Consider the following 25115-nt stretch of genomic DNA (forward strand, 5'->3'; position numbering starts at 1 on the left):
AGCAATACAAGCCCGTTTGAAGCTGGGCTTGGATCTGACATAGGGAAGCTGTCGAGAACCTGACGACAACGTGCCCGCCAAGACAGCATGGTGAGCGCGTCCTAGCCGCAGCTTTAGTATGGTCTCACAATGATCTCACGCTCTCTTCGAGGTTGATGAGTCTGCCAAGCGGAAGACTGGCAATGCCAGAACGGAGTCATTACGCGACGGCACTTGATATTGCAGTGCAGCAAGCGTAGAGGACCGCGCGCTTATCGGAGTGTCGTCCATGGCCCTTATCAATACTGGTAGTGAGGCAGAACCCGTCGAACAATCGAGCCATTCGGAAGTCGAGCAGCACAGCACCAAGGTTCTGATGCTGGGCGCGCTCGGTGTCGTCTATGGGGATATCGGTACCAGCCCGATCTACGCCTTTCGCGAGGCGCTGGTGGCGTCGTCGGGCGGCAATGTCGCCCAGCGCGGCGATATTCTCGGCGTTCTGTCGCTGATCATCTGGTCTCTGACGATCATCGTCACCATCAAATATATCATGTTCGTGCTGCGCGCCGACAACCGCGGCGAGGGCGGCGTGCTGTCGCTGATGGCGCTGGCGCAGGGCAGTTTTCCGAAGCGCTCGGCGCTGATGCTCGGCATCGGCATCGTCGGGGCATCGCTGTTTTTCGGTGACGCCGTCATCACGCCGGCGATTTCGGTGCTGTCGGCGGTCGAGGGCATGAATGTCGTCACGCCGACCTTCCAGCCTTATGTCGTGCCGCTGACGCTGGTCATCCTTGCCATGGTGTTTGCGGTGCAGCGCTTTGGCACCGGTGGGGTGGGCCTGGTATTCGGCCCGGTGACCGCGGTATGGTTCCTGGCCATCGGCCTTTCCGGTCTCAATCATATCATCGCCGATCCGGAAATCCTGTGGGCGATCAGCCCGCACTACATCGTCGCCTTTCTGATCAATTCGCCCGACGTCGCTTTCGTCACCATCGGCGCTATCTTCCTCGCCGTCACCGGCGCCGAAGCGCTCTATGCCGATCTCGGCCATTTCGGCCGCAAGCCGATTGTGCTGGCCTGGCTGGCAATCGTGTTCCCTTGCCTGCTGCTCAACTATGCCGGACAGGGCGCATTCGTGCTGGCAAAGAACGGCGTGGTCGGCCATCCGTTCTTCGAGATGAACGAGGGCTGGACGCTGATCCCGATGGTCGTGCTGGCAACGGCCGCGACGGTGATCGCCAGCCAGGCGGTCATCTCTGGCGCCTTTTCGCTGACCAGGCAGGCGGTGCAGCTCAACATGCTGCCGCGCCTGGAAATCCTGCACACATCGGAAAGGCAGTCCGGCCAGATCTACATGCCGCGCGTCAACCTCTTGCTGGCGCTGGTGGTGATGATGCTGGTCGTCGGTTTCGGTGAGTCCAGCAAGCTGGCGTCGGCCTATGGTATTTCGGTGACCGGCAACATGCTGGTGACGACGGTGCTGCTCTATGTCGTCATGACGCGCATCTGGAAATGGCAGCTGTGGCTGGCAGTCTCGCTGACGGCGCTGTTCGGCTTCATCGATGTCGGCTTCTTTGCCTCCAACATCGTCAAGGTGTTCGAGGGCGGCTGGGCTTCGCTGGCCGCGGCCTTCACCATTGTGCTGGCTATGTGGACGTGGTTGAGGGGCAGCCGCTATCTGTTTGACAAGACCCGTCGCAACGAGATCCCGCTCGATTTCCTTGCCGGCAATCTCTTGAAGAAGAAGCCGCAGCTGGTGTCCGGCACCGCCGTGTTCCTGACCAGCGACCCGCTCAGTGCACCGACCGCGCTGATGCACAGCCTGAAGCACTACAAGGCGCTGCATGAGCAGAACGTCATCCTTTCGGTGGTGACGGCACCTCAGCCTGTCGTGCCCGACAGCGAGCGCGTCAAGATGGAAACGGTCAACGAGCTGTTCATGCGAGTGACGTTGACGTTCGGCTACATGGAGCAGCCCAACATCCCGCGCGCGCTGGCGATCTGCCGCAAGCAGGGCTGGAAGTTCGACATCATGACGACATCGTTCTTCCTGTCGCGGCGCTCGCTCAAGGCTTCGCCCAATTCCGGCATGCCGGTTTGGCAGGACAAGCTGTTCATCGGGCTGGCGCGCACGGCGGCCGACGCAACGGAGTATTTTCAAATCCCGACCGGACGTGTCGTCGAGATCGGGTCGCAGGTGACGATTTAGGGCATGCTGCGGTTGAGCAGAATCAAATTGGAATTCACGAGGGTGTAAATGCTGGCGGGCGGAGGCCAGCATCGGATAGCGACACCTTATTCAAGATGATGGAATGGTGAGCGACTCAGACGAGGGATGGCCACCCTCCTGAACGGTCAGTGTCGGTGCCCATCATCAAGATTTTGATATCAACGTTAGCAGCAGCCGAGCCGGGATTGGCCCCTGATGCTCCGAAATAGCGGAGGAGGCCTACAGCGCCAATGCCCTCTTGAGATCATCACGCATCAAGGCGCGCTCGCCTCGGGTTCATCTACCGATCGGGCGGCCACCGCCTTGGCAACATCGCGCCAGATCGCAGTCACGTGGCGACATCCTTGATGATCGTTGGCGCCTGCGCGAGTGTGAGCGCGAGGAACTCGGACGCGCAAGAATTGGATCGTCACATCGCCGCACATATTCGGTCGGAGCGGGCAATGGCTTTGATATGCTCCGGTAGCTCGGCATTCCGGTCTATCAAGACTCGCCGCCAAGGGCGCAGGCTTCAAGAAGGCGAAGATCGCGGTGGCGTGCAAGCTCGCCGTTATCCTCCACGCCATGTGGAAGACGAACGAGCCGTTCCTCCACTCTGCTGCTGCAGCCTGAGGAGGAGCTTTCGATTCCCTAACAACTCCAATTCCCGAGATGCGTCCTTGCCGGGACGCTGCACGGATGAGGTCGCTCCCACGCATGCGGTCCAACGGAACCGCGAACACCACTTCGACCCACCCGTTCCAACGCAAACATGCGGCGATCCTTGCGATCGACCCCGGAGAGAACCCTGAGCCCGGCACGCGCTGCATCAACGAGGAGAAAGGAGCCCGTTGGGCGTTGGTGCATGGGTCCGGACTTGAGCGGATGTCGATCTTTGAAGCGGCAGACTATGCCGTGGCCGCCTTGCGGCGGGCGGATTTCGGGCGTGCGCAGGCAAGCATGCGGTTGAGGACGGCGCAGCCGATGGCGACTTCGGTCTGCTGAACGGGAAGTGACCGTGCCCGCAAACGCCGCCCGATGGTGGACTTGTATCGCCCTATGGCGGTCTCGACCAGCGAGCGTTTGCGATAACCGTTGGAGACCTGCCATTTCATCCGGCCGTCTCTGCCGATTGCGGCGATATGCTGGTCCCTTTGGCCGGCAGGTCTATCGTCGAATGGTTCGACCGCGTTGACGCGAGGCGGAATGACGATTGCGGCGGCAGCGCTATGATCGATGACTGCGTCGTAAGTCGGTTTTCCGTCATAGGCGCCGTCAGCAGTAAACTGTCCGATCGGACCGCCAATCTGGTCGAGTAGTGGCTCAACTTGAGAGACATCGCCAGTGTCCTGATCAGTCAGGGTATGGGCAATGATCTCGCCGCTGTCGGCATCCAGGGCCAGATGCAGCTTGCGCCAACTGCGACGGGATCTGGCGCCGTGCTTCTCCTCCAGCCACTGACCCGCGCCGTAGAGCTGCAGGCCGGTGCTGTCGACAAGAACATGCACTGGTCCCTCCGGCGCAACCTGGCGATCATGACGTTTGTTGGGCGATTGCCATTTCCGCGCCCGACGGCTCAGGGTGGTATGATCGGGGACAGCGAGCGCCAGCCCCATCAGTTGCAGCACCGATTCCAGCAAGCCTTCTGCCTGGCGCAGCCGCAGGCCAAACACAAGGCCCAGCGTCAAGGTGGTCTCGATCGCCAGATCAGAATAGCGGTGCTGGCCGCCACGTGTCTTGCGTCTTGGCGCTTGCCACCTGGACAGGGCTTCCGGCGTCACCCACAGGGTCAAACTGCCGCGATGACGAAGTCCTGCCTCATATTCTGGCCAGTTCGTCACCCTGAACTTCATCTTCTCAATATGATGGCGGCGGCTGGTATTGTGTTTGAAAGGCATGGCTACGCTACAAAGGCTATTGCGGTTACCGCTTGCCTAAACCCACACCAATAAACGATCCGTGCACCAACGCCATCGAACACCCGAGCGTCTCACGCGACACCGTCCGCCGGCGGTTGAACGACAACGATCTGAAGCCCTGGCAACAGAAGATGTGGTGCATCGCCAATATCGATGGGGAGTACATCGCCCGCATGGAGGATCTCCTCGATCTCTATGCCGAGCCGCATGATCCCAAGCGACCGGTGGTCTGCTTCGATGAAAGTCCGATCCAGCTCATCGGCGAGGTGCGCGTGCCCATCGTGCCGAAACCCGGAAAGCGATACCGCTACGACTCCGAGTACAAGCGTAACGGCACGGCCAACCTCTTTGTCATGGTCGACGCCAACCGGTCGTGGCGCAGGGTCAAGGTCACCGACCGGCGCGCAAACGAGGACTTCGCCGTCTGCATGCGCGACCTGGTCGACGTGGACTATCCCGGCGCCGACAAGGTCCGCGTCGTGATGGATAACCTATCAACCCACACGGCCTCCGCTGTCTATCAGACCTTTCCAGCAGTCGAGGCGCGTCGGATCTTGCGACGCCTGGAGTTCCACTACACACCCAGGCACGCCAGTTGGCTCAACATCGTCGAGATCGAAATCGGCGTTATGCGCCGCCAATGTCTTGATCGCCGCATCGCTAGCCGCGACCTCCTTGAAACAGAGGTCCGGACCTGGGAACGCCGCCGCACCGAAAGTGGCGCCCGCATCCGCTGGATGTTCTCCACACAGCAGGCCCGAGCGAAGATGGCAAAATCCTATCCCACGCCATCTCTCAAAGAGTCATAATCACCGCGACGCGACACTAGCTGAATCATCGCCGCTTTTAGATCTCGCTGATCTCCAGGGCTTGGGTCTGGGTGTTCGCGAGATGGCGGGGAGGGGCGCTATCGGGCGTGAGGTGTGATCGGACCGTGGCCGGTCAGTATCGGCGGTGCGCGCGGAGGATTGCGCCGGTTGCCTTTCCGGATGTGGCATCGACCCCAACCAACACTTGAATCCGCGGCTTCTGAAGCTCCTTAACCGCTAGGGCGATGGGGCTTGCGTCGCTTAGTTGCCCCCATCGCTCAGCGATGCCGGCGTCAGCGATCAAATCAGACACCTTGTGATCATGAAAGTCGATCAGGCCGCCCGCTTCCTTTGCGCGACTTGTGATGAAGCGCATGGCGTCGACCGGGGTGAACGCCGCGCTCGGACGGCCCGCATCGTCGAGGCAGATGATTGCCTGATGCTTCTCGTCCACCTGTTCCAGGAGATCCGTCAACACTGTCTCAGGCGTGACCGATACGAACGATGCGTCCAGCTTACCGGCAAGTGTGTTCGCGGTAGAGCCATCCCGTCGCGGACGCGACCTCACGACCGCGCTAAGCGTCGAATGGTGTTTCATCCACGCTGCGGTCTCGGCACATCTCAGCTCGATGAGCCGGACGATCTTCGCATGAATGTCGGTCACGTTCATGTCGAGGATCGGCTCATGGTGGGCGACGCGGTTCCGGAAAGCGTTGATCGGCCTCACGAGGTTCTGGACGTCCTGTCTGCTCTCTCCGTGCTTGAGGTGGGGAAAGGCAATATTGGCAGTCGTGCGCCAGAGTGCGCCATAGTCTGGACGGAAGAGATTGGACCAAAAGTCGAACGTGAGCGTCGCTACGATTTGGTCCCGCGGGGCGTTCTGCCCGGCTCGCTGAATGGCCTTGTCCAAGGTCGACAGTCCGTCCAGCATCAGCGTTTGATTTCGGAAGTTCGGATCCTGATGCCAATTTTGGCCATAACTTCCAACGAGGATACCATCCACGGCATTGCGTAGCGTTACCTCGGCGACGTTCAGCGGATAGAGGAACGCCTTCGCGACGCGAGCGTTGTAAAGATACAGCGCCATCGCGTATTCCTCGTGCGTGCCGCCCTTTGCCAGATAGGTGGCAAAGCGGGGTTCGGAGATGGAGACCCTGATGGCCTGCAGCTGAGCCTGTTGGTACGGATAAGGAACTTGACTTTCGGCCATGGAGCAGCGATAACCCTCTTCAGCAGTCGAACTGGCCCCACTGGCTTGCCATGCGCCGTCGACACTGATTTATGTGCACCAGGTCAGGCCAGTCCTCACCTGGTGTTTCATTTTTGGCTATCTGCTTGCCCGGGAACTCGCCGCCGATGTGGTCTCGGCCGATGTATCGAACAAGCCGGCTTCGCCACCGACCTCTATTGAGCCTTGCCTGCCGACTCTCGTTCCCAATCCCTTAGCCGTTATGAGTTCACAGCCTATGCTCGAAAGGCGTCGCCCTTCTGGCCGCGCTCTATCGAAGTCGTGACGATATGATTGATGACCCGCTCGCGATCCTTCCATTTCATGGCTAGCTTGCTTGGGTCCATGCGGTAATCTGCCATCACGTCGCGGAGTTGTTCCAAGTCAAGCGGCGCAAGTTGGCTCCGAAGGTGCATCTCACCCAGCTGAACAGCCGCAATCGGGTCGACCACCGACGCCGTCCGTCGATTACCTCGTTTTACTGTCGGTTCAGGAGCCTGCGGCTGTCGTGGTTCCGGCCTGCCGTGCGCTGTATGTCGGTCTGTGGATTCAGGATTGAGAACGTCGGTGATACGCTCGGCAAATTGGAGGTTGGTGCGGACCTCACTTAAAACCACATCCAAAAGCGCCTTCAAAACGCGCTCGGTGCCGGCCGGCTTTCTCATCACAGTTTCCCCCAAAGCTCATCAGCAAGAGCAAGATAGTTCTCCGGCTCGCCCTTATAGCCATATTTCTGCTTGATCGTGCGATCACCGACAACGGTTTCCGCTGCCCCGGAAAGGCTATTGGATTCGGGGATTACGGTTTCGAAGCAGGGCGCATCCTTCTCCTGCCGGAGCAGCTTTGTAGTATTGTGATGTATCGTCGATTGTGCGCGGTATTTCGATACAACAACGCCCAAAGGGTCGATGGTCTCACCAATCTTGTCGGAAAACTCGCGGATGCGCTTGACGATCTGTGGGATGCCATAGGTAGATAGAATGTCTGGAATGGTTGGGATAATGTACCCGTTGGAGATACGCAGGCCGTTTAGCGTGATAATCCCGAGGTTGGGCGGACAGTCGATCAGCACCAAATCATAGTCGTCAAGGATCGACTTAACAGCCCGCTGAAGTATCGCAATTGGATTGGCTTCGAAGAACTTTCCGGCAGGTATGGTCGCTAGGCGGTCCTGAACGTCAATGAGGTCCAGGCTCGATGGGAGAAGGTCGATGCTGTGTGCTTCCCGCACATCAGAGACGTTCTTCTGAAGCGCCTTGGTGATGTCGAATTTCGGATTCTCCGGATCCAGCGCGTCTTTGAAGAGCTGGGCTAGCGTATGCCCATTCTGATTCAGCTTCTGCCACTTTTTCTCGCCAATCAGCATCGTTGTGGCGTTGGTCTGAGGATCGAGGTCGATTACCAGAACCCGCTTTTTGCGATAAGCGGAAAGAACCTCCGCAATCGCGACAGTGGTATGGGTCTTGCCCACGCCCCCCTTCAGATTGATGGTCGAGACCACTTGTGCCATAGGAACTCTCCTCTTTCGTAGCCATGCCCGAATTTGTGACCTCCGAAAGATTGGGCCAGCTTTGAGTTCGGTGATCGGTTGCGGAAAATTGTCGAACCGGACGCGCCAGTTCGCCACCGCCTGTCGGGACACGCGGGCCATATCGGCAATTTCGTTTATCCCAACCAGTTCGTCGTCTTGCTCTGCCATCAACCCTCTGAAAATGTGTGAACGATGGTCACAGATTCTGTGTACAACGGTCACAGTCGGCGTGGCAAGGAGATTTTTTGGCCGTTGCCCGTTGTCGGATGTGAGCTGGGCAAACCCGCTCCGGAAGGCTGTGGGATCGTTCGCCTCGATGAATGAGCCGCTTCGTGGTTAGCCATGCAAGCCTTGACTTGCCCTGTGGAACTGGACGCAGGCGTCATCTGGGCAGCGGCAAATCCCAAGAAGGTCGATCGCGATTTCACCAATCAGCAAGGTCGTGCGCATGGCGAAGGTCTGCTACTATCTGCCATCACGCAGGTGACGATCGGGACCATCGGCGAAGTGCTGCCCATCCAGAAAATCGGGTTGTTTGCGGACGAACTGCTTGGCAAGAAATTAGCACTCGATACCCTCCATACGGGCGCCGTTACCGCGCCCGATAACAGGCCTCTTCAGTCGCCCGCGAACCGCCCAGTCGGGCATGGATAAGCAAGCGAAAGCGGGACTTGCCGCTGTTGGATAGATCGGCCCATGGCGAAACCGAAGTGTCTTTAGATGCGCATGTCCGGCTATTTTCCGGCTTGTTTCCTCAGTCTTTTCAGATCCTCCTGATTGATAACCCCAATCAGCCATCCGTAGTCGCACATCTTGAACGCATCGAGCGCTTCAGGCGCGAAGCCTTCGAGGGAGGGAACGGCATGGCTCAACTCGGTGACAAACTTCCAGGTTTCCGGATACAGTCCATAGGCCAAAAGCCCGCGCAGAATGGTTTCGGCACGGTGCGAATCGGGTTTGGCCTCGCGTCTGAACGACGACGCGTCCCCCACGAGATTTCCCAGCTGCCGAAGCCGAAACGCGCGGGCAGAATCCTTTCCGTCCGGGGCAAAGCGTCGCCGAAACCGAGATCCTGCAGCTGCTTCGTCATCAGATAATGCTCCTGCCAAAGACCGCGTAGCCGAAAGCCTTCGAGCGCCTGCGTCGCAGCCACCACGATGCGCCGTTTAAAGGGTGTTGCATGGAGGATCGGCGCCGCTCGCAGGAGTTTCACCAAGGTACAGAAGAGGATACCCAGGTAAGCCAGCCGTGCTTCAGCAAGCGACACGTCAAGCGTCTTCCCCGATCGGACAAGGCGGCGCACATAGGTCCCTGCACGCCACCATTCCCATAGGAAGCGTATCGGGTAGCGGCCGGTGATAAGCCGCCAAGCCTTCTCAATACACGCTTTCGCGGCTAGGTCCCAGTGACCCTCCGCCTCCCATAGCGGCCTGACGCGCTCCAGCGTGCGCACTGATGTGCGATAGGCGCCGCGCCGCTCTTCCAGATCCGATTGCAAATGCAAGGCGCGCGCCCTATCGGCGGGCGACTTCGGTACAAAACCGTCCAGAACCCTTTGTGCGGCCCTCCGACATGAGATCGCCTGAAACAGCCGTGCGGCCCACAGTTGATAGCTATTGGGGTCGGATACTGCGCCCTCGAATATCTCGTCGACCACCGCCTGCGCATTGCTTGCCCGCGTGTAGGTGTGCTGCACGGGCAATATATCCTCGAACTCGCCCGTCACCAGCGAGAATGCTGGAAATGCATGCGGGTGTTGCACCGCATAACGCAGATGGGCGCTCATTCGGTAGGGATCGGTCTCCCTTTCGAGCCAGAACAGCTCTTTGCAATCGGTCGCAAGCAATGTTGGGCAAATATCAAAGTCGCGTCCCGAATACCCCAGGACGAACACGGTCTTGCCGTTGCAGAGCTCGTGCAAGAGCTGTCGTTTCCAAGGAGCCAGTTGGCCTTCTTGCGTAAGATCCATCACCAGGGGGACATTGGTCCGATCGGCGCTTCCATGGATCTTGAATACGGGAACGTGATCAGCACGTCGCTTGTCGTGCTCGGCAACCAGCGCGTCGTGCGACACCCCGGCGACTGTCAATGCACGCTCGAGACAGCCGTCATAGTTCGTCGTGATGATCGCGCCGATGGATTTTTCCCGGCCAGCCGCGCCACCTCGGCCTGGTACGGGTTGACGTTCGTGACCGAATAATGCTTGCGGATCACTGTCTGCACGTGATCCGGATCGGGATGGTCGTTGAGCAGTTGCTCGAAAGGCGAATCGATCGCCCATTCCCATATGTCGTCCGCCTTCATCCCGGCGAACCCGAGCAGCCGCTCGATGATCAGCCGCGAAAGCGCCATCCCGGAGGGCAAAGCGTTGATCTTGTCACCCGACAAAGCGCTGCCGATCAACAGCGTCGCTCCCGAAAGATCGCGAATGCGCGGACCTGCAAAGGCCAATGATCGCCCCTTCCGATGCTATGAAAGCACGCCCGTAATCATTGATATCAGTGAGCCTATCCCCTTAACCGCCGCAATAGGGCCCATGCACCGCACCGTTGTAAGGTTTACATTGGGCATAGCTGCCATCGTCCTGGAGCAGGCAGACCATCCAGTGGCCGGGTAGCGTTTCCTGGTAACAGACCACCGGCTTGCCATGCGTGTTGCCGCGCGCAACGATCGTTTCAAACGCGCGGTCGAGGGCCTGCATGCTGTCGGTGTTGCTATCAAGCGACACCGTCTTCGCCAGGACATTTCCGACGGCCTTTTGATGCTTTTTGCGGGGCTTCGCCTTCCGCGTCGGCGCGTCGCCTTCGTGCTTGTCTGCGGGTTCGCCGGTCTTAGCCATGCTTTCCTCCTATCAAGACCATCCACCTTCGCTAAGCGTACGGGCTAACGTGCGAGCCCGGCGCTGACGCCGTTGGCCACACTGTTTTGGATTTGCGCGGACAAATGCGCGCCCTCGGCAATCGCCACTAGGGATTTGCCTTTCGCGGGCTTGTCGAGTGGCCCGAAAGTGATGAGCAGATCATGCGTGCGATCCCGGCTGCCTTGAAGTAGCGAACCCGAAGGGTTGATCGAGGCCTCCACCAATTTCCAGGCGGGAGTGACCTGTCCGCTCGATACGATCTGGAACGATACTTCGTGCTGCAGGACGTTTTTGCCGCTGCCCGGCGCACTTGCCTGGCCCAACGCATCGGCGGTTATTCGCGCGGCCAGGATGCTACTGATCTTCAAATCGTTCTTCACCAGCAGCGACCCGTGGCGCTCTTCCTTGCTGGCGTCACAAGCAGGACCCACGGGGCGATAAAGATCCCTCACCGTGTAGAAGAAGTTCATCTTCTCGATGCGCGTCGCCTGGGCGCTGTGGGTGATGCCTCCAGTGAGCGTAAAGATCGATGTCGCTGGCGAACTCGGCGTCAGTAATAGGCTGGGGCTGACGCTCGATTTCTCCACCACGGTGAATGTCAGCAGCACCTCCGCGCCCCAATTCTCAAGGAAATCCGAATATCTTCGGTGGTTGGGACGTCTCTGGGACATATCATAATCGGCGTTCACGGCGTCCGTGACTGCCTGGGTTAACGAGCAGCGAACGCTGCGAATGACCGCAGAGAACATCGCCTGATTTTCGTCTTCCTCCTTACTGCCTCTCCAATCGGTCAGCGGCGGCACGTAGGTGCCGCACCCCTGAATGAGCAACATCATCGCCGCTACGAGCCATACCTGCCGTCTTTTCACAGTTTCCCCTCCGCGATCGTCGCATTCACAGCAACATCGCCCATCTCGCATCGTCATTTACTAGCGGTACGTGAAGGAAAGCCCCCCAAGGTTCCTTTATCCGACAAAAAAGCAGCCTTGAATAGTCCATGCGTGCGAATTATTCGTCCGATATTTGACCGCAAAGTATTCTTCTGTTGCCGCGCGGGCTGCTCAACATAAGCACGGCAATGGCTCGCAGCAGGCCCGCGATCTGATCGAACTTCTACCGGCATGTTCACTTTCGTCCGGGAACGGTGGCATGAAGTGTTGTTCTCACCCGCACTTTAGAAGGCGAACCCGCATACCGATGCCATAGTCCTTGCCCGACTTGAACAGTTGGAGGTGAACGGATGGCGAACGCTGTCCGTTAAGCTATTGAATTCACTCGCCTCGAGTTTTCGGCGCGAAAATGTGTGGTAACAACATTTGATCTGCTAGCCGCATGTTGTATGGATTTTATGGCATTTATTCGCTAACAACGCTGGCATGTTTGTCGTTGAGAGAGTCGCGCGCGGCCACCGCTATCTTTACCTCGTGGAAAGTGTCCGCGACGGCAAAAACGTTCGCCAGCGCACGATAAAGGCGCTGGGCCGCAAGGATGCGCTGGTTGCCAGCGGCGAACTTGACAGATTGGCGGCCTCGATTGCGCGCCATGGCGAACGCAGCCTCATCCTGTCCGACATTGACGCGGGGCGAATTGCCTCTCGCCGCATCGGCGGTCCGCTGTTGTTCGGGCGGCTGTGGGAGCGGCTCGGGATCGGCGAGGTGCTGGAAGAGGTGCTGGAAGGGCGCCAGTTCGGCTTTGCGGTGGAACGGGCGGTGTTCGTTGGCACGCTGCATCGGCTGTTCGTCTCGGGCTCGGACCGCGACTGCGCGAACTGGATGGCCGATTATGGTATCGAGGGCGCCGAGGGTCTGGCGCTCCATCACTTTTACCGGGCCATGGCGTGGCTGGGCGAGGAACTCGGCGAAAAGGCGCAAGGCGCGCTGGTGGCGCGCTGCGTGAAAGACGCGATCGAGGAAAAGCTCTTCGCGCGCCGGCAGGACCTGTTCACCGACCTCAGCCTTGTGTTCATGGACACCACCTCGTTATCCTTCTACGGCGCGGGCGGCGAGACGCTGGGCAAGCGCGGGCATTCCAAGGACTTCCGCCCCGATCTGGCGCAAATGATCCTGGCGCTGGTCGTTGATGCCGAGGGCCGGCCGATCTGCACCGAGATGGTACCCGGCAACACCGCTGACGTGACCGTCCTGTTGCCGGTGGTCGATCGGCTGCGAACGCGCTTGCTTCCGTCTCGGCATCGATGTCCTCGCTCAAAAAGACGAGGGCAAAGTGCCAGATCGGCGCTCACGAAAATCGATCTAAAATCCGTCACCAGCTTGGCCGCGACTTACTGAATTCGCTGGCCAGGACTTTCTGAAATCCGTGGCCGCGACTTTGTGAAACACGCATTCATGCCGCCTGAACCAAAGGCAGAACTCCAAATCGTGCCTTCGCAGCGTTAAGTTTACGATGCCCGCCTCAGTCGTCCTTTCACAGACGCTTGATCTCGATGCCGTATTTCCTCAGCACGTAACCAATCTGGCGCGGCGTCAGCCCAAGCAGGCGTGCCGCCTTCGCCTGGACCCAGCCACATCTTTCCATCGCTGCGATGACACGTTCGGCATCGGTCGTTCTCGCACCATTTAAGTGCGTCATCTTCGGCGAGCGCTTCATCAAAGCCATGGCGGCATAATGTTCAACCGCCTACCCGCACACGGAATTCCTGACAGTCCCATATCGAGCACCGGTCGCACAAGGGCCTCAACAACCGGGCGGAGAACTCTCACCTGCCGTTTCGAAAGCGGGAGCGAATTCGGCAAGGCTTCCGCAGCATTGGCTCCCTTCAGCATTTCGTCTCCATCTTCTCCGCCATACGCAATCTCTTTGTCCCCTCCCGCTCAAACAGGTCCGCCACGCAGATCCGAACTCACCGCCTCAATGCCATGGCAGAATGGAAGGCCGCGGCGTTGCAGATTGCCTGAAAACAGCTGTGGGCTTCCGCGCGCCCACGCTTCAAACAATGTGACAGCGCCAGAATTTCAGCTGAAAGCTTTAAGACAGAAACTGGCCCGCGTCTCTCCGGAGGCGCGGGCTTTTGCGTTTGGACTTGGCGTCATACAGTGCCGCTGGATAGAGCCCGCCGCCCTGATCTCCGGCGGGTCTAATCAGAGCCCCCGGCCGCCGGTCACGAGCCAAGCGCGGGTGCCTCGGGACTTCCTAGCCTGCACAGCATTCATGGGACATGGTGAGGATACCTGTTAAGCCGAACTCCGGTTGTTGGGAGATTCTGCGCGTTCAGATAGACGCGGCAACGTGAACTTTCCATCCTGCACGCATCCCGACTCGCCGCCTCAGTCACTGGTATGTTTCATGATCCACTCGTAATAATGCGACACGCGCGTATACACACCGTATGTCGTTCCGCAATCGTCGTCCCCCTTCCCCCCCCCACGATGTAATTCCAACCAAGGTGGCGTTGCCTTGGCTATCGCGTTTGATCAGAGAACCTCCACCGTCCCCTGGGCAAGTATCGGTCCAGCCGCTTTTGGTTCCGGCGCACATCATCCCAGGAACGATCCCATCATATTCGCGGCTGCACGTGTTGTTGCTGACGTACGGGACCTTGCCCTCTCGGAGCTGGTCTGATTCTTCTCCATCTTCTGTTTTTCCGATACCAATCACGATAAGGGACTCGCGACTACGAAGGTGCGTCCCTGGGGTAGGAAGGGAAATGACCGCTGCGGGTCGCGTACTGTGCACCCGCACGAGCGCCAGATCATGTTCGGGTGGGTATTCCTTCTCCTTCTCCTTCTCTTCATCATGCTTATATTTTTCGTGAACAATAATGTCCTCTACATCCAACGAAACGCCGTCGAGTACAACGGCCTTGACCTGGGCGACTGTTAAACCCGCTACACAGTGCGCCGCTGTGAGGATCCATCGCTCTCCGATCACCGATCCTCCACCGGCCGGGCTATAGCCATCCTCTCCGGCAATATTGAGTTTGACGTGCCAAGGATACTCTTTGGACGTGGTCGGCCTGCCGAGAATGACGGCATGGGCGTCTTTTGCACCAAGAAAGGCAGCAGCGATCCCGAAGAGGGCATGACGACGGGTGAGGAGTGGCATCGGTTTACTCGTCCTATTTTGCGTTATATGTCCGGCCGTGTGCCGTTGGCGCCACTCATGCCTGCCCCACCCATTAGTTGGCAACCTCTCATCTCGGATGTGAGTCGGAATGCCGCAAGCAACATGCGTCGCCTTCGATCTCCTGCATCTGGATGGCCGCGATCTGCCGTCGCAGCCATTAGAGCGCCGGGCGAAACTCGCCGAGCTCGTGAGGGACAAGCCGGGCAAGATCCAGTTCAGTGAAAACTTTGAGGGGGACGCCGCGGTGTTCTTCCGTGCCGTCGACAGCATGGGGCTTGAGGGGATGGTCTCAAAGTGGGCCGACAGCCGCTAGAAGAGTGGCCCGTCTAAATCCTGGCTCAAGGCAAAGTGCTTCGTCGAGGCTGACCTCGAGGTGCTTGGCGTCGTGCGCGAGCAGGGCGAGGCGCCGCTGGCGCTGCTGGCTGCGGCCGACGGCTCGCGCAAATATGTCGGGGCCGCAGTGATCTGCTTGAACCGTGCCATGCGGGAACGTCTATACGAGCGCGTCGCCAAGATGTCGGCCCGGGCGCCGAAGGGTATACCCATCAGAAAGCCGAATGCAAAATGGATCAAGCCCGGCCTGGTCGGGCATGTGCGCTTCCTGAAAGGCGAGGGCGGCTTGCGCAATGCCACTCTGACCCAGGTGCGCGACGAGTAATGCAGATATTCTAAGCTTCGTTGATGTCCGGGTGGTGGGACGCTGTCACTCGGCCCTCGGTGTAATGGGCACAGTGGCAGAATTAAGCGACCCCGCCAGTCAAACCAGCGCCACATGGCGCCCGGCAGGGATCAGGAGCGACGAGGGCATCGTAAACTTAACGCTGCGAAGGCACGATTTGGAGTTCTGCCTTTGGTTCAGGCGGCATGAAGGCGTGCGATCTGGCGCCATGTTTCCATGGCTATTGCTCGCAGCTCGCGATGATGGGTGGATGAGATGTCGGGTTCTGTTGCAAATTTTGGTTGAACTGAAGCAAGGAGAGATGGCGGACAATGTTTATGCGGCGGCGAGGATGTCGAACTGCTCGGCCAATGACGGATTAGGATTGAAGGCATACCTTGCCTGCCGTTTGCGCATCATGTGAACCATTTCGATGCCATAGAGAATAATGCTGGCGGTTGCGGGAGATTTGAAGCCGAGCATCGGCCGTACTCGACGCTTGATTCGCCGATGGTCCTGCTCGATCTTGTTGTTATCAGGCATGAATAGGCGCGACGCGCCAATCCGTATTTTCTTGCACGGATGGATCGACTACCGTCCACCTACCGGGATTGGGGTGTCGGGAGCACGCATGGCGGGCAGGCCGAAGTACCTGATGAACTGAGAGTTCGAGTTGTTATCTGGCCGCCCCCTTCGACTTGCCCGGTTGCGCTGCGAGCGCGGATCCGTAGTTGTCGTGTAGCCCGCCGGGTCCCATGGTTGCTGACCCTGGAAAGGAGCCGGGAATGAGAATCATTGCCCCTGATGTTCACCGATCATTCGCCCAAATGGCGATCTTGGAGAAAGGCAAAATCCGGGATGCGGGGAGGATCGATCTTGAACGCAGCCGCCTGTTGCAGTTCGCCATGAAGCTCAAGCCGGATGACGAGATCGTCATCGAGGCAACAGGCAATACAAGTGCGATCGTGCGACTATTGTCGCCTTTTGTGGGCCGCGTGGTTATAGCCAATCCGATCCTGGTCCGGGCCATCGCCTGGGCCAAGGTCAAGACCGACAAGATCGACGCGGCAGTGCTGGCGAAGCTTCATGCGAGTGGCTTTCTGCCTGAAGTCTGGATGCCGGACGAGGAAACCGAGACGCGTCGTCGCGTGGTGGCCGAACGAACGCAGCTCGTCTCCCAGATGACCCGTCTCAAAAACCGAATCCATTCCGTTCTGCACGCCAACCTGATCCCGCCCTAGGTGCCGTAGCGGGTCGTGTTGGAATTCGGCGGAGCAGCCTCCGGTAGGTTAAGATTATCGGCTCATGCGGCGAGGTCAATCTGCTGATCGAGTGGCTTCGTAGGAAGCGTCTGCCAGCCGTCGATCTTTCGCATCGAGATTTGACCGGATGCCATCAGCGCCCAGAACAACATTGCCGCGGTTTCGGCCGAAGGCAGAACGGTCTGGGTCTTGATGCGCCGCTTGAACTCCTCATGCAGACGCTCAATCGCGTTTGTTGTTCTGGCGCTTTTCCATTGGCTCGGCGGCAGCCGGGTGAAGGCGAAGAGACGCTCGCCGGCCTCCTCCAGGCTGTCGGCCACCGCCCGGCACTTGAGCCGCCATTTGCGCACGAACGCCTTGCGGCGGCTCTCGATCTCCTCCGGCGTGGCCGCGTAGATCATGTCGGTGTAATCGGCGCTGATCTCCTCGTGCAGCCGCTCGGGAGCATGGGCGAGCAGATTCCTGTGCTTGTGAACCGTGCATCTCTGCACCGGCACCCGTCCCACAGCGCGGCGATCGCCCTGTCCAAGCCAGGTGCGCCATCGACCATGAGAAACTCAGGTCGGCGCAGGCCGCGCCCGACGAGATCGTCGAGAATGGCCCGCCAGGCCTCCGTCGTCTCGCCACCCATATTCTTGACCGCGAGCAGGATCTTCTGGCCGTCCGCGCGCACACCGATGACCACGAGCAGCGAGATCGAGGTCGCTTTGCGGTCGAGCCTGACACGAACCACCGTCCCGTCGAGGATCAGGCGCACGATCGGCTCGTCGGCCAGAGAGCGGGCATTCCAGGCGTCCCAGTCCGTCTTCACCTTGCGCCAGGTGCGGCTGACGACGTCCTTGCCGATCGCGCCGCCGAACAGCGCGGCGAGCGCAAGCCGCACGCGCCTGGTGTTCGTGCCCGCCAGGTAGCTCGACGCGATCAGCGCGTCGGCGGCCATCGTGCGCCGCTGATAGGCGCGCAAGGCCTTGCTCTTCCACCGTCTTGTCCTCGCCGGCATCGAGGCGTGCCCGCGGAACCGTGATCTCGGTGGTGCCGAAGGTCCCCGTCAGCGTGCGCGTCCGGCTGCCGTGGCGGTGGCCGGCGACACCGGTGGTCTCATCACTGCGCGCCGCCGGCTGCGGCCATAACGGGGGCGGGCAAGCACCGCGTCCAGCTCGGTCTCGAGCATCGTCTCGATGAAGCCGCGCACCCGCTCGCGCAGGCCAGCTTCAATCGGATCAAACCAGTTGTCGAAAAGATAGCTCGTCGCCTCATCCCTAGGATGAACGGCTTCCGCATTCCTGGTAGTCCTTGTCATGGCGTAGTCTCCTGTCCGGCGCTCTAACGCCAGATGATTCGAGGTTTGACACCCCGGAGACTACGCCAACTCTCAATTCCAACCACTCCTGCGACGGCACCCCGCCCTACAAGGGCACCCTGTTCTCAAAGCGGGGCAGGGCTTGGCTGGAGGCTCAGCCGCTCGCCGAGGATCAGCGCCGTGTCGTCCTTCGCCATGCCGGTGAACTCGATCGCCTTGGTGGTGAGCTTGCACAAGTAGACAAGAGTCTCGCGCAGACGGCCCTCCAGGAGCCTCGGGCAAGCGACTGATGACGATCACCGGCGTGAACGTCACGGTCGCGCTGAGTATCGTGGCGGCCATTGGCGATGTCGAACGGTTCTCATCACCGGAAAAGCTTGTCAGCTATTTTGGGCTCAACCCGCGGGTCCGGCAGTCCGGCGACAAGCCGGCCTATCACAGCCGCATCACCAAACAAGGCCGAGCCCACGCGCGGTCGATGCTGGTCGAGGCGGCGTGGGTCATTTCCGGCGTGCCTGGCCCGCTGCGGGCCTTCTTCATGCGCATCCGCGACAAGCGAGGTAAGCACGTTGCCGCGGTCGCGACTGCGCGCAAGCTGGCGGTCATCGTCTGGCACATGCTGACCAAGGACGAAAACTACATCTGGAGCCGCTCGGCGCTCCTGGATTGGAAGCTCCGAAAGCTGGAATTGACCGCCGGCTATCCGTCTCTTCGCGGCGGCAAGACAAAGGGATCTGCTGCCGACTACAGCAACAAGTCGGTACGCGAGAGCGAGCGCGAGACGATCGGCAACGCCGAGGACGACTACCGTCGCTTCGTCGCTACATGGAAACAGCAATCGCCGAAGGGGCGCTAGGGCGCCGCACATGAGGTGCGACGATCATAGGCTGCGCGACAGGGTTGCAACCTCGACCCTGTTCTTCGCCACGCGGTCACCCGAGCCGCGACAGAATAACAAAAACAGCTTCGCCGATCCATCCCGCAGCCGGCGAACGATAGCGACGTGCTCGCTCCGTCAAGGCCAAGTCGTGCATACTGCTCGCTGGCCTGCCGGCCAGCCCTGACTTTGCTGCGCGCGCCGCGGTCTCGACCGTCTGCCGGGACAGAACGCCCTGAGAGCACACTTCCAGGACATCAGAGCAGAACGGCCCTTGTCAAATACATCCGTGAGGTATTGGCTCTTGCGGATATGGATCGGTGGTTTGTGTGATCGCTCCCGCAGACGGCTTTCAGTATCGCAGGAAATGATTGCCTCACGATTGGTCTGACTGCCGTCGACGACGATGCGGTTCGGGCGTCCATAGTGTGCAAGCGCCTTGCGCAGGAAGCGTTTGGCCGCCGGAAGATCACGGTGTTCGCTGAAGAAGAATTCGACCGTGTCGCCGACGCTGTCGATGGCGCGGTAAAGGTACATCCAACGGCCGCGAACCTTGATATAGGTCTCGTCCATATGCCACTTGCCGGTGACGGTCCGCTTGCGTTTGTTGAAACGCTCCAGAAGCTGGGGCGAGAAGTGGACGACCCAACGATGCACGGTGGAGTGGTCGACGTTCAGGCCTCGCTCGGCCATCATCTCTTCCAGATCACGCAAGCTCAGATTGTAGGCCAGATACCACCGCACGCACTGAAGGATCACGGATCGATCGAAGTGCCTGCCTTTGAACATTGAGCGCTCCCGAAAATCGAGGAGCTGTCATGCCCCAGTCAAGTTACCGAAAAGTTTGCGACACATCCAGGCGGATGCCTCGTCGGTGACCGAGGCGGACCGTGCGGCTGAGCGGGTGATCCTTGAAGGGCTGCGCGAGGCGCTGGCCGGCGTAACTTGTGTGGCGGAAGAGGAAATCGCCGCCGGCGTGGTGCCGGTGCTCGAAGGCGATGCGATCCTGCTGATCGATCCGCTCGACGGCACCAAGGAATTCATCAACCGCAACAGCGACTTCACGGTGAATATCGCGCTTGTCCGCCAAGGCGTTCCGGAATTAGGCGTAGTTTATGCTCCGGCAAAGGGTGTGTTGTACTCCGGCCGTCCGGGCGAAGCGACCGAGGTATCAATTGCGCCGGATTTCCAGCCGGCGGCCCGCCGCAAGATATCCGTACGAAGGGCAGCCAAGCGGCTTACCATCGTCGCGAGCCGCCCCCACCGCACGCCCGAGACCGACGAATTCATCGCCAGGCTCCCGGGCGCGGAGATCGTCTCTGTGGGCTCTTCGTTGAAGTTCTGCCTTTTGGCGAGCGGAGCGGCTGATCTTTATCCGCGCTTCGGTCGTACTATGGAATGGGATACTGCGGCCGGCGATGCCGTGCTGCGGGCGGCTGGTGGACGAACAACGCTTCTCGAAGGCGGCCCGCTTCGCTACGGCAAACTGGGGCAACAGGACGAGTGTCGCGTCGCGGTGATTATGACTCTTTGAGAGATGGCGTGGGATAGGATTTTGCCATCTTCGCTCGGGCCTGCTGTGTGGAGAACATCCAGCGGATGCGGGCGCCACTTTCGGTGCGGCGGCGTTCCCAGGTCCGGACCTCTGTTTCAAGGAGGTCGCGGCTAGCGATGCGGCGATCAAGACATTGGCGGCGCATAACGCCGATTTCGATCTCGACGACGTTGAGCCAACTGGCGTGCCTGTTCGATCACTTCGACCAGGGCGTTGGCCAGAAGCTTCAAAGTCCACCGGGCGCATCCCTGCGGCGGATCAGAACAGGCCAGCGCCACCAGTTGCACCTCCTGCTTGCCGCTCAGTTTGCGAGCCGCCCCCGGACGCGGCCCTTCACTGAGGGCGGCCTCCAGGCTGATCTCCACAAAGCGCTTCTTGGTGCGGTAGATGGTCGAGTCGCTGGTCTGCACCGAGATGGCGATGGCCTCGTCGGCGACCCCGGCGTCGGCGGCCAGCAGGATCTGCATCCGCTTGAGCCGCCGCACCGGCAGTTTACCCCCGCTCACCAAAGCACGCAGCTCGTCTCGTTCGGATTGGCTGAGTTCGACCCGATATCGTATGTTCATTCCCAAAGCCCTTCTTGGTGGAAGAGCCGTAGGTGAATCTACAATGAATCAATTGCTTGACCGAAAGACGCCGGCGCCGACAGTACGGTTCACCGCCAAACAAGGCCAGTACCTCGCCTTCATCTGGGCCTATTCGCAGATCAATCGCCGCGCTCCGGCGGAGGCGGACTTCCAGCGCTACTTCAGGGTCACCGCACCGTCAGTCCATCAGATGCTCAAGACCCTCAACCAACTCGGCTTGATCGACAAGCAACCCGGTGTCGCTCGCAGCATCCAGTTGCTCGTCCCGCCACAGGACCTGCCCATTCTCGGCGTAGACTAACCCGTCACAATCACTGCGACGGTACACGAGGCGGATTTCGCCAATTCCTGTTCATAGCAGACACGTCACCGGCTGCGATTGATCAAAGTTCGCACTCTGGAGAATAACTCAACCGATTGGTCGGAGTGGAACAGACGCTCGTCACTTCATCAACATCTGCCAGTTGCTGCTGAATTTCACTGGCGAGCGTGAGCAGCGACTGTCCGTTGTGCGGCGATAGCGAGGTAACCGGAGAGATCCTCCGGCCACAATTTGTTCTCGCAAAACCCGGCCACACCTTGAGTCGCCAAGAGCTTTTGCTAGTCTGCCACAGCACCGGCCTTCAACAGCAGCCCGCGAGGATTTGTGCCACAAGACAGTCAAACCCTTCATGGCGACGGCATCTCGGCTGTTATAGTCGGCCAGGGCGCCGAACTGGTGTCGCTGCAGGATGCGCAAGGATTTGAGTTCCTCTGGCAGGCCGGTCCGGCCTGGCGGCGCCATTCTCCGTTGCTGTTTCCGATTGTCGGCCGGCTGAAGGGCGATCAACTGCGTCACCGCGGCCAGACCTATACGATGAAGCAGCACGGCTTCGCGCGCGACAAGCCTTTTGTGTGGGCGGACAGGGGACCTCGATCCTGCACGCTGGTTCTTACCGACGACGCCGACAGCCGCGCGCACTACCCCTTCGCGTTTCGCCTGGCCGTGACTTACACGCTGGAACGCCAGCAACTCGGGGTGACCTTCGAGGTCACCAACACAGGCGACGAGCTGTTGCCGGCCTCAATCGGCGCGCACCCGGCGTTCAATTGGCCGTTGCTGTCGGAGTTACCTAAGGAGGCCTACTACCTGACATTTGCCGATGATGAGCCGGCGCCAGTTCCTCGCCTTAGCGATGGCCTCCTGCTCGCAGCACCGCGGCCGACGCCCATCGAAGGCAGGACGCTTGCACTATCCGAACGGCTGTTCGATGACGACGCCGTCATCCTGGATCGTCCCGCAAGCACCAGCGTGCGCTACGCGGCCGAGCGTGGTCCGGCGATCGAAGTATCATGGCAGGGATTTTCAGAACTGGGCATCTGGTCAAAGCCGGGCGGCGCCCCGTTCCTGTGCATCGAACCCTGGCATGGCATAGCAAGCCCTGTGGACTTCGATGGCAACTTCATCGATAAGCCGGGCCTGATGCTGGTCGCACCGGGGGCGAAGCGGTCGCTTAATTACGGGATCAGACTGGAGCAGGGGCCATGGTGATCCCCGGACCATCCGGAGAAGCAACGCTCGTGGGGTACCCAATCAAACTTGGCTTCGTCGGCAGCCATGCGCTTACTTCGCCATTGTTATCCGCTGAAATCCCATCAAGGGCGATCCGGTATCGATCTTGTTGTCGCCTTCCAACGAAGAGATCGCGGCAAACTCGGCGGATTCAACCGGTCGTCGCAACACCAAGATATTGGAGGTTGCAATGACGGTTCACCAACGCGCTTCAGATCGGTGCACTCGAAAGAAGCTAGATTCGCCCGGACGTCCGCCTGCCTGGCAGCGTGAGAATCGCTTCCGGTTCTGGCAAGCTATTGCCTTGGGACGTTCGAGCGAGGAGGCCGCACTGGATGCCGGTATATCAACGCCTCTTGGTCCGCGCTGGTTTCGGAGTGCAGGAGGGATGCCGCCAACGCATTTGGCGCCGTGGGCGAAGCCGCCTTCGGGGCGATATCTTTCCTTTCGGGAGCGCGAGGATATTGCGCTTGAGCTTGCCAAGGGGATCGGCATCCGGGCCATTGCGCGTAAGCTAGCCGCCTTGATGCACGGCGATGAGGTTTTGGCGGCCTGAAGCGGCGATCTGGCCGCCGTTGCGGTGTTTTTTGACAAGCCTCGTCAGGCGCCGGCGGTGATCCGTCGTGATGGCAGGCGGGGTTTGCAGGTTGCGGTCGGCGGGTTCGTTTCGGGGCGTCTGCGCCCCTGCGTTTATGTCGCGAGCCGCGGGATGCGGTCGAGGACGATGCGCAGAATACGCTGGTCGGGGCAGGATGTCGGCAGGTGCAGGCGGATTTGCGTTTTCATCTCGACCACCCGCGCGGCGATTTTGATGAGGCGCAATCGCAGCGTGTCGAATTGGGCGACGGCAAAGCTCGAGCGTTTCGGCATCGCAGCGCGCAGGCCCCACATTAGCCAGTAGGCGCCGGCATGCAGGAAGAGCCGGAACTGGTTGGCCGTCGCTCTTGTGCAGGATGTGCGGTCGGCGGCAAGATGCGTCTTCCAGGACTTGATGTGGTTCTCGGCCGCGCCGCGCCGGCAGTAGAGGTCCTCGTAGAGCGCCTTGGCCTTGCCACTGGCCAGATTGGTGACGATGAAGCGGGTGTCGGCTCCTTTGGCGCCGACCTCGACGCGCGCGATGATGCGCTCCACGCGGCTCCAACTGGCGGCGCCGTCAAAGAACTCCTTGAAGCGGCGGACCTTGTTCGATTTCGCCGACGCTTCAAAGCGCGCCGTCGTGCGGGCTTCCAGGTCCGCGACATGCTCGCGCAGCGTCGTGGTGGGCGCCACGCCGAGGATGAAGTCTACACCGTTGGCGCGGCACCAGTCGATGACCTGCGGACCGCAGTAGTGGCTGTCGGCCCGGATCAGGATCCGTGTGTTCGGCCAATTGCTCCGGATCGCCCGCACGAGGCGGCGCAGGTGGGGGCAGATCTCAGCCCCGCTCGGCCGCCTGGCCGGTCGAAGAACCGCACCGACGAACCGGCCGTCGCCATCGAACACAACGATCGGCTGGAAGCCGTATTCGTCGTAATGCGCGTTGAACAAGCGCAATTGCTGGCCGCCATGTACGGCATCAAAAGTATCGTCGATGTCGAGCACGATCCGCTTCGGCACCTGCCGGAAGGAAGCGCAATAGAGGTCGACCATCGCCCGCCCCATCGCGACCAGCTCCCGCACGCCGGGCAGGTTCTCCAGCCGGCACAGCGTCGACTGGGAGGCCAGATCCCGACCCGAAGGGGGCGCATCCTGGGCCATCTTGAAGACCGGATCGGAGCGCAGCCGGTTGGCGTCATTGCCATCCTCATAGCCGGCGGCGATCATCTTCATGCGAAAGCCGATCATGTCCGCCAGGCTGTGGACGACCTGGTCCGGGCAGCGCGGATCATCGATGCAACGCGCCAGACGGTCGGCCACCCGCAGTCGTTTTTCCACCTCGGCCAGCACCAGAACGCTACAGTTGGAGGACAACATGCCGCCGTCGAAACGGGCGACGACGGACTTGCCGCCCACTGATGACAAACCGCTCAGCGGCAGGGTAAGATCATTCATGGCGGGTGTGGTCTCCGGGAAATGATTCGGATCGGCCTTAGCAACCAAATCCTACGTCATTTCAACGGTTTGCTCCACATCCGCCAACCTGCCATGAATTTTCCGGGCTAGGTCGGTCGCCGAGCACAATCTCGCGGGAGGTCAGGCGCAATGCCGCGACGCGCAGCGGCAATCTGGATTACCGGGCCAGTGCCGCCCAATGGCACGCCGATCGTGCGTCCCGGCGGCCTCGGCCTGGCAAGCTGGCGGTCAATCCGGCTCTGCGTGAATATGTGGAGGAGCGCTTGGCCGGCAAAGTCACCAACACGCATGGCGCCCCATTCGAGGGCCCCAAGGTGGTATGGAAAAAGCGAAGGGCTGTTCACCGGCAGAGCCGGCGGTGGTCGACAGCCTGGAGCCCCGAGCAGATCGCTCATCGGCTTCAGATCGATTACCCAGAGGATCAAACCATGCGGATCAGCCACGAGGCGATCTATCAGTCCTTGTACATTCAAGGACGCGGAGCATTGCGCCGAGAACTGACCGCATGTCTGCGTTCAGGCAGAGCGCTACGCGTACCGCGCGAGCGGTCCCGAGTGCGCAACAAGTCCTTCATTGGAGACGCCGTTATGATAAGCGACCGTCCGGCCGAAATTGCCGATCGGGCTGTCCCCGGACATTGGGAAGGCGGGCGTT

General features: G+C 60.1%; 18 protein-coding genes and 11 pseudogenes. 14 read left to right on the forward strand and 15 right to left on the reverse strand.

The features are described 5' to 3' along the window. The first annotated feature begins 268 nt into the window (after positions 1–268). Positions 269–2188, forward strand: coding sequence for a KUP/HAK/KT family potassium transporter (locus AC0V7N_RS35800; RefSeq protein WP_496628233.1), 1920 nt, complete (start codon positions 269–271; stop codon positions 2186–2188). Between the two features lie 908 nt (positions 2189–3096). Here AC0V7N_RS35800 and AC0V7N_RS35805 read toward each other — a convergent pair. Further along, positions 3097–4086 (reverse strand): IS5 family transposase, encoded by a 990-nt coding sequence (locus AC0V7N_RS35805; RefSeq protein WP_496628234.1) that lies wholly within the window; start codon positions 4084–4086, stop codon positions 3097–3099. A gap of 77 nt (positions 4087–4163) precedes the next feature. Here AC0V7N_RS35805 and AC0V7N_RS35810 point away from each other — a divergent pair. Further along, positions 4164–4916 (forward strand): annotated as a pseudogene (locus tag AC0V7N_RS35810) (IS630 family transposase); the annotation flags it as partial. 133 nt (positions 4917–5049) lie between these two features. Here the strand turns inward: AC0V7N_RS35810 and AC0V7N_RS35815 are convergent. From AC0V7N_RS35815 to AC0V7N_RS35825, 3 genes are all read right to left on the reverse strand, one after another. Continuing rightward, positions 5050–6126 (reverse strand): Abi family protein, encoded by a 1077-nt coding sequence (locus AC0V7N_RS35815; protein WP_496628235.1) that lies wholly within the window; start codon positions 6124–6126, stop codon positions 5050–5052. Between the two features lie 254 nt (positions 6127–6380). After that, on the reverse strand, positions 6381–6809 hold the full coding sequence (locus tag AC0V7N_RS35820; protein ID WP_496628236.1) for a hypothetical protein: 429 nt from the start codon (positions 6807–6809) through the stop codon (positions 6381–6383). Then, positions 6809–7843 carry an AAA family ATPase gene (locus AC0V7N_RS35825; protein ID WP_496628237.1) on the reverse strand — a complete coding sequence of 345 codons (1035 nt, stop codon included), beginning with the start codon at positions 7841–7843 and terminating at the stop codon, positions 6809–6811. The genes AC0V7N_RS35820 and AC0V7N_RS35825 overlap by 1 nt, the downstream gene beginning before the upstream one ends. A 195-nt stretch (positions 7844–8038) precedes the next feature. Between AC0V7N_RS35825 and AC0V7N_RS35830 the strand changes: the two genes are divergently transcribed. Beyond that, a complete protein-coding gene (locus AC0V7N_RS35830) occupies positions 8039–8329 on the forward strand; it encodes a hypothetical protein (protein ID WP_496628238.1) in 291 nt (96 codons plus the stop codon). A gap of 214 nt (positions 8330–8543) precedes the next feature. On the opposite strand, the gene AC0V7N_RS35835 is transcribed toward AC0V7N_RS35830, so the two are convergent. The 4 genes from AC0V7N_RS35835 to AC0V7N_RS35850 form a co-directional block, all read right to left on the reverse strand. After that, entirely contained in the window at positions 8544–9764 is a 1221-nt protein-coding gene (locus tag AC0V7N_RS35835) for an SIR2 family protein (protein WP_496628239.1), read from the reverse strand. After that, positions 9761–10126, reverse strand: a complete 366-nt coding sequence (locus tag AC0V7N_RS35840) for a hypothetical protein (RefSeq protein WP_496628240.1) — start codon at positions 10124–10126, stop codon at positions 9761–9763. The genes AC0V7N_RS35835 and AC0V7N_RS35840 overlap by 4 nt, the downstream gene beginning before the upstream one ends. 64 nt (positions 10127–10190) lie before the next feature. Continuing rightward, positions 10191–10514 carry a hypothetical protein gene (locus tag AC0V7N_RS35845; RefSeq protein WP_496628241.1) on the reverse strand — a complete coding sequence of 108 codons (324 nt, stop codon included), beginning with the start codon at positions 10512–10514 and terminating at the stop codon, positions 10191–10193. Positions 10515–10558: 44 nt separating this feature from the next. Then, positions 10559–11404, reverse strand: a complete 846-nt coding sequence (locus tag AC0V7N_RS35850; protein ID WP_496628242.1) for a hypothetical protein — start codon at positions 11402–11404, stop codon at positions 10559–10561. Positions 11405–11911: 507 nt separating this feature from the next. Here AC0V7N_RS35850 and AC0V7N_RS35855 point away from each other — a divergent pair. Then, positions 11912–12709, forward strand: a pseudogene (locus AC0V7N_RS35855) (IS1634 family transposase); the annotation flags it as partial. A gap of 250 nt (positions 12710–12959) precedes the next feature. Here AC0V7N_RS35855 and AC0V7N_RS35860 read toward each other — a convergent pair. Continuing rightward, positions 12960–13115, reverse strand: a pseudogene (locus AC0V7N_RS35860) (helix-turn-helix domain-containing protein); the annotation flags it as partial. A gap of 89 nt (positions 13116–13204) precedes the next feature. Here AC0V7N_RS35860 and AC0V7N_RS35865 point away from each other — a divergent pair. Next, positions 13205–13450: pseudogene (locus AC0V7N_RS35865) on the forward strand (DDE-type integrase/transposase/recombinase); the annotation flags it as partial. A 373-nt stretch (positions 13451–13823) separates the two neighbouring features. Here AC0V7N_RS35865 and AC0V7N_RS35870 read toward each other — a convergent pair. Next, the gene (locus AC0V7N_RS35870; RefSeq protein ID WP_496628243.1) at positions 13824–14597 is read right to left on the reverse strand and encodes a trypsin-like serine protease; all 774 of its coding nucleotides are present in this window, start codon (positions 14595–14597) and stop codon (positions 13824–13826) included. Positions 14598–14706: 109 nt separating this feature from the next. On the opposite strand from AC0V7N_RS35870, the gene AC0V7N_RS35875 reads away from it, so the two are divergent. Both AC0V7N_RS35875 and AC0V7N_RS35880 read left to right on the forward strand, forming a co-directional pair. After that, positions 14707–14931: an ATP-dependent DNA ligase gene (locus AC0V7N_RS35875; protein ID WP_496628244.1), complete on the forward strand. Its 225-nt coding sequence runs from the start codon at positions 14707–14709 to the stop codon at positions 14929–14931. Positions 14932–14991: 60 nt separating this feature from the next. Further along, entirely contained in the window at positions 14992–15276 is a 285-nt protein-coding gene (locus AC0V7N_RS35880; RefSeq protein WP_496628245.1) for an ATP dependent DNA ligase, read from the forward strand. 336 nt (positions 15277–15612) lie between these two features. Here AC0V7N_RS35880 and AC0V7N_RS35885 read toward each other — a convergent pair. Next, a pseudogene (locus AC0V7N_RS35885) lies at positions 15613–15810 on the reverse strand (DDE-type integrase/transposase/recombinase); the annotation flags it as partial. A 251-nt stretch (positions 15811–16061) separates the two neighbouring features. On the opposite strand from AC0V7N_RS35885, the gene AC0V7N_RS35890 reads away from it, so the two are divergent. After that, the gene (locus AC0V7N_RS35890) at positions 16062–16517 is read left to right on the forward strand and encodes an IS110 family transposase (RefSeq protein ID WP_496628246.1); all 456 of its coding nucleotides are present in this window, start codon (positions 16062–16064) and stop codon (positions 16515–16517) included. Positions 16518–16579: 62 nt separating this feature from the next. On the opposite strand, the pseudogene AC0V7N_RS35895 reads toward AC0V7N_RS35890, so the two are convergent. Then, positions 16580–17838, reverse strand: a pseudogene (locus tag AC0V7N_RS35895) (IS256 family transposase). Between the two features lie 289 nt (positions 17839–18127). Between AC0V7N_RS35895 and AC0V7N_RS35900 the strand changes: the two are divergent. After that, complete coding sequence (locus AC0V7N_RS35900) at positions 18128–18694, forward strand: transposase (protein ID WP_496628247.1); 567 nt, start codon at positions 18128–18130, stop codon at positions 18692–18694. A gap of 306 nt (positions 18695–19000) precedes the next feature. Here AC0V7N_RS35900 and AC0V7N_RS35905 read toward each other — a convergent pair. After that, positions 19001–19504: pseudogene (locus AC0V7N_RS35905) on the reverse strand (IS6 family transposase); the annotation flags it as partial. A 67-nt stretch (positions 19505–19571) separates the two neighbouring features. On the opposite strand from AC0V7N_RS35905, the pseudogene cysQ reads away from it, so the two are divergent. After that, a pseudogene (gene cysQ, locus AC0V7N_RS35910) lies at positions 19572–20249 on the forward strand (3'(2'),5'-bisphosphate nucleotidase CysQ); the annotation flags it as partial. Between the two features lie 173 nt (positions 20250–20422). Here cysQ and AC0V7N_RS35915 read toward each other — a convergent pair. After that, positions 20423–20836 (reverse strand): annotated as a pseudogene (locus AC0V7N_RS35915) (helix-turn-helix domain-containing protein); the annotation flags it as partial. A gap of 43 nt (positions 20837–20879) precedes the next feature. Here AC0V7N_RS35915 and AC0V7N_RS35920 point away from each other — a divergent pair. From AC0V7N_RS35920 to AC0V7N_RS35930, 3 genes and pseudogenes are all read left to right on the forward strand, one after another. Next, positions 20880–21158, forward strand: a complete 279-nt coding sequence (locus AC0V7N_RS35920; RefSeq protein WP_258581105.1) for a LexA family protein — start codon at positions 20880–20882, stop codon at positions 21156–21158. A gap of 345 nt (positions 21159–21503) precedes the next feature. Continuing rightward, positions 21504–22388 (forward strand): aldose epimerase family protein, encoded by an 885-nt coding sequence (locus AC0V7N_RS35925; RefSeq protein WP_496628248.1) that lies wholly within the window; start codon positions 21504–21506, stop codon positions 22386–22388. A 211-nt stretch (positions 22389–22599) separates the two neighbouring features. Continuing rightward, positions 22600–22926: pseudogene (locus AC0V7N_RS35930) on the forward strand (helix-turn-helix domain-containing protein); the annotation flags it as partial. 173 nt (positions 22927–23099) lie between these two features. Here AC0V7N_RS35930 and AC0V7N_RS35935 read toward each other — a convergent pair. Beyond that, positions 23100–24440: an IS1380 family transposase gene (locus AC0V7N_RS35935; RefSeq protein WP_496628249.1), complete on the reverse strand. Its 1341-nt coding sequence runs from the start codon at positions 24438–24440 to the stop codon at positions 23100–23102. A gap of 107 nt (positions 24441–24547) precedes the next feature. Between AC0V7N_RS35935 and AC0V7N_RS35940 the strand changes: the two are divergent. Beyond that, positions 24548–25108 (forward strand): annotated as a pseudogene (locus AC0V7N_RS35940) (transposase); the annotation flags it as partial. Positions 25109–25115: the final 7 nt, after the last annotated feature.

The sequence above is a fragment of the Mesorhizobium kamtschaticum genome (genome assembly GCF_056174585.1).

What these genes read in the sequence shown, in the direction of transcription:
- AC0V7N_RS35800 (WP_496628233.1), top strand. Translation starts at nt 269, where the DNA reads ATGGCCCTTATCAATACTGGTAGTGAGGCAGAACCCGTCGAACAATCG.
- AC0V7N_RS35805 (WP_496628234.1), bottom strand. Translation starts at nt 4,086, where the DNA reads ATGCCTTTCAAACACAATACCAGCCGCCGCCATCATATTGAGAAGATG.
- AC0V7N_RS35815 (WP_496628235.1), bottom strand. Translation starts at nt 6,126, where the DNA reads ATGGCCGAAAGTCAAGTTCCTTATCCGTACCAACAGGCTCAGCTGCAG.
- AC0V7N_RS35820 (WP_496628236.1), bottom strand. Translation starts at nt 6,809, where the DNA reads ATGAGAAAGCCGGCCGGCACCGAGCGCGTTTTGAAGGCGCTTTTGGAT.
- AC0V7N_RS35825 (WP_496628237.1), bottom strand. Translation starts at nt 7,843, where the DNA reads ATGGCAGAGCAAGACGACGAACTGGTTGGGATAAACGAAATTGCCGAT.
- AC0V7N_RS35845 (WP_496628241.1), bottom strand. Translation starts at nt 10,514, where the DNA reads ATGGCTAAGACCGGCGAACCCGCAGACAAGCACGAAGGCGACGCGCCG.
- AC0V7N_RS35870 (WP_496628243.1), bottom strand. Translation starts at nt 14,597, where the DNA reads ATGCCACTCCTCACCCGTCGTCATGCCCTCTTCGGGATCGCTGCTGCC.
- AC0V7N_RS35875 (WP_496628244.1), top strand. Translation starts at nt 14,707, where the DNA reads ATGCCGCAAGCAACATGCGTCGCCTTCGATCTCCTGCATCTGGATGGC.
- AC0V7N_RS35890 (WP_496628246.1), top strand. Translation starts at nt 16,062, where the DNA reads ATGAGAATCATTGCCCCTGATGTTCACCGATCATTCGCCCAAATGGCG.
- AC0V7N_RS35900 (WP_496628247.1), top strand. Translation starts at nt 18,128, where the DNA reads ATGACGATCACCGGCGTGAACGTCACGGTCGCGCTGAGTATCGTGGCG.
- AC0V7N_RS35920 (WP_258581105.1), top strand. Translation starts at nt 20,880, where the DNA reads ATGAATCAATTGCTTGACCGAAAGACGCCGGCGCCGACAGTACGGTTC.
- AC0V7N_RS35935 (WP_496628249.1), bottom strand. Translation starts at nt 24,440, where the DNA reads ATGAATGATCTTACCCTGCCGCTGAGCGGTTTGTCATCAGTGGGCGGC.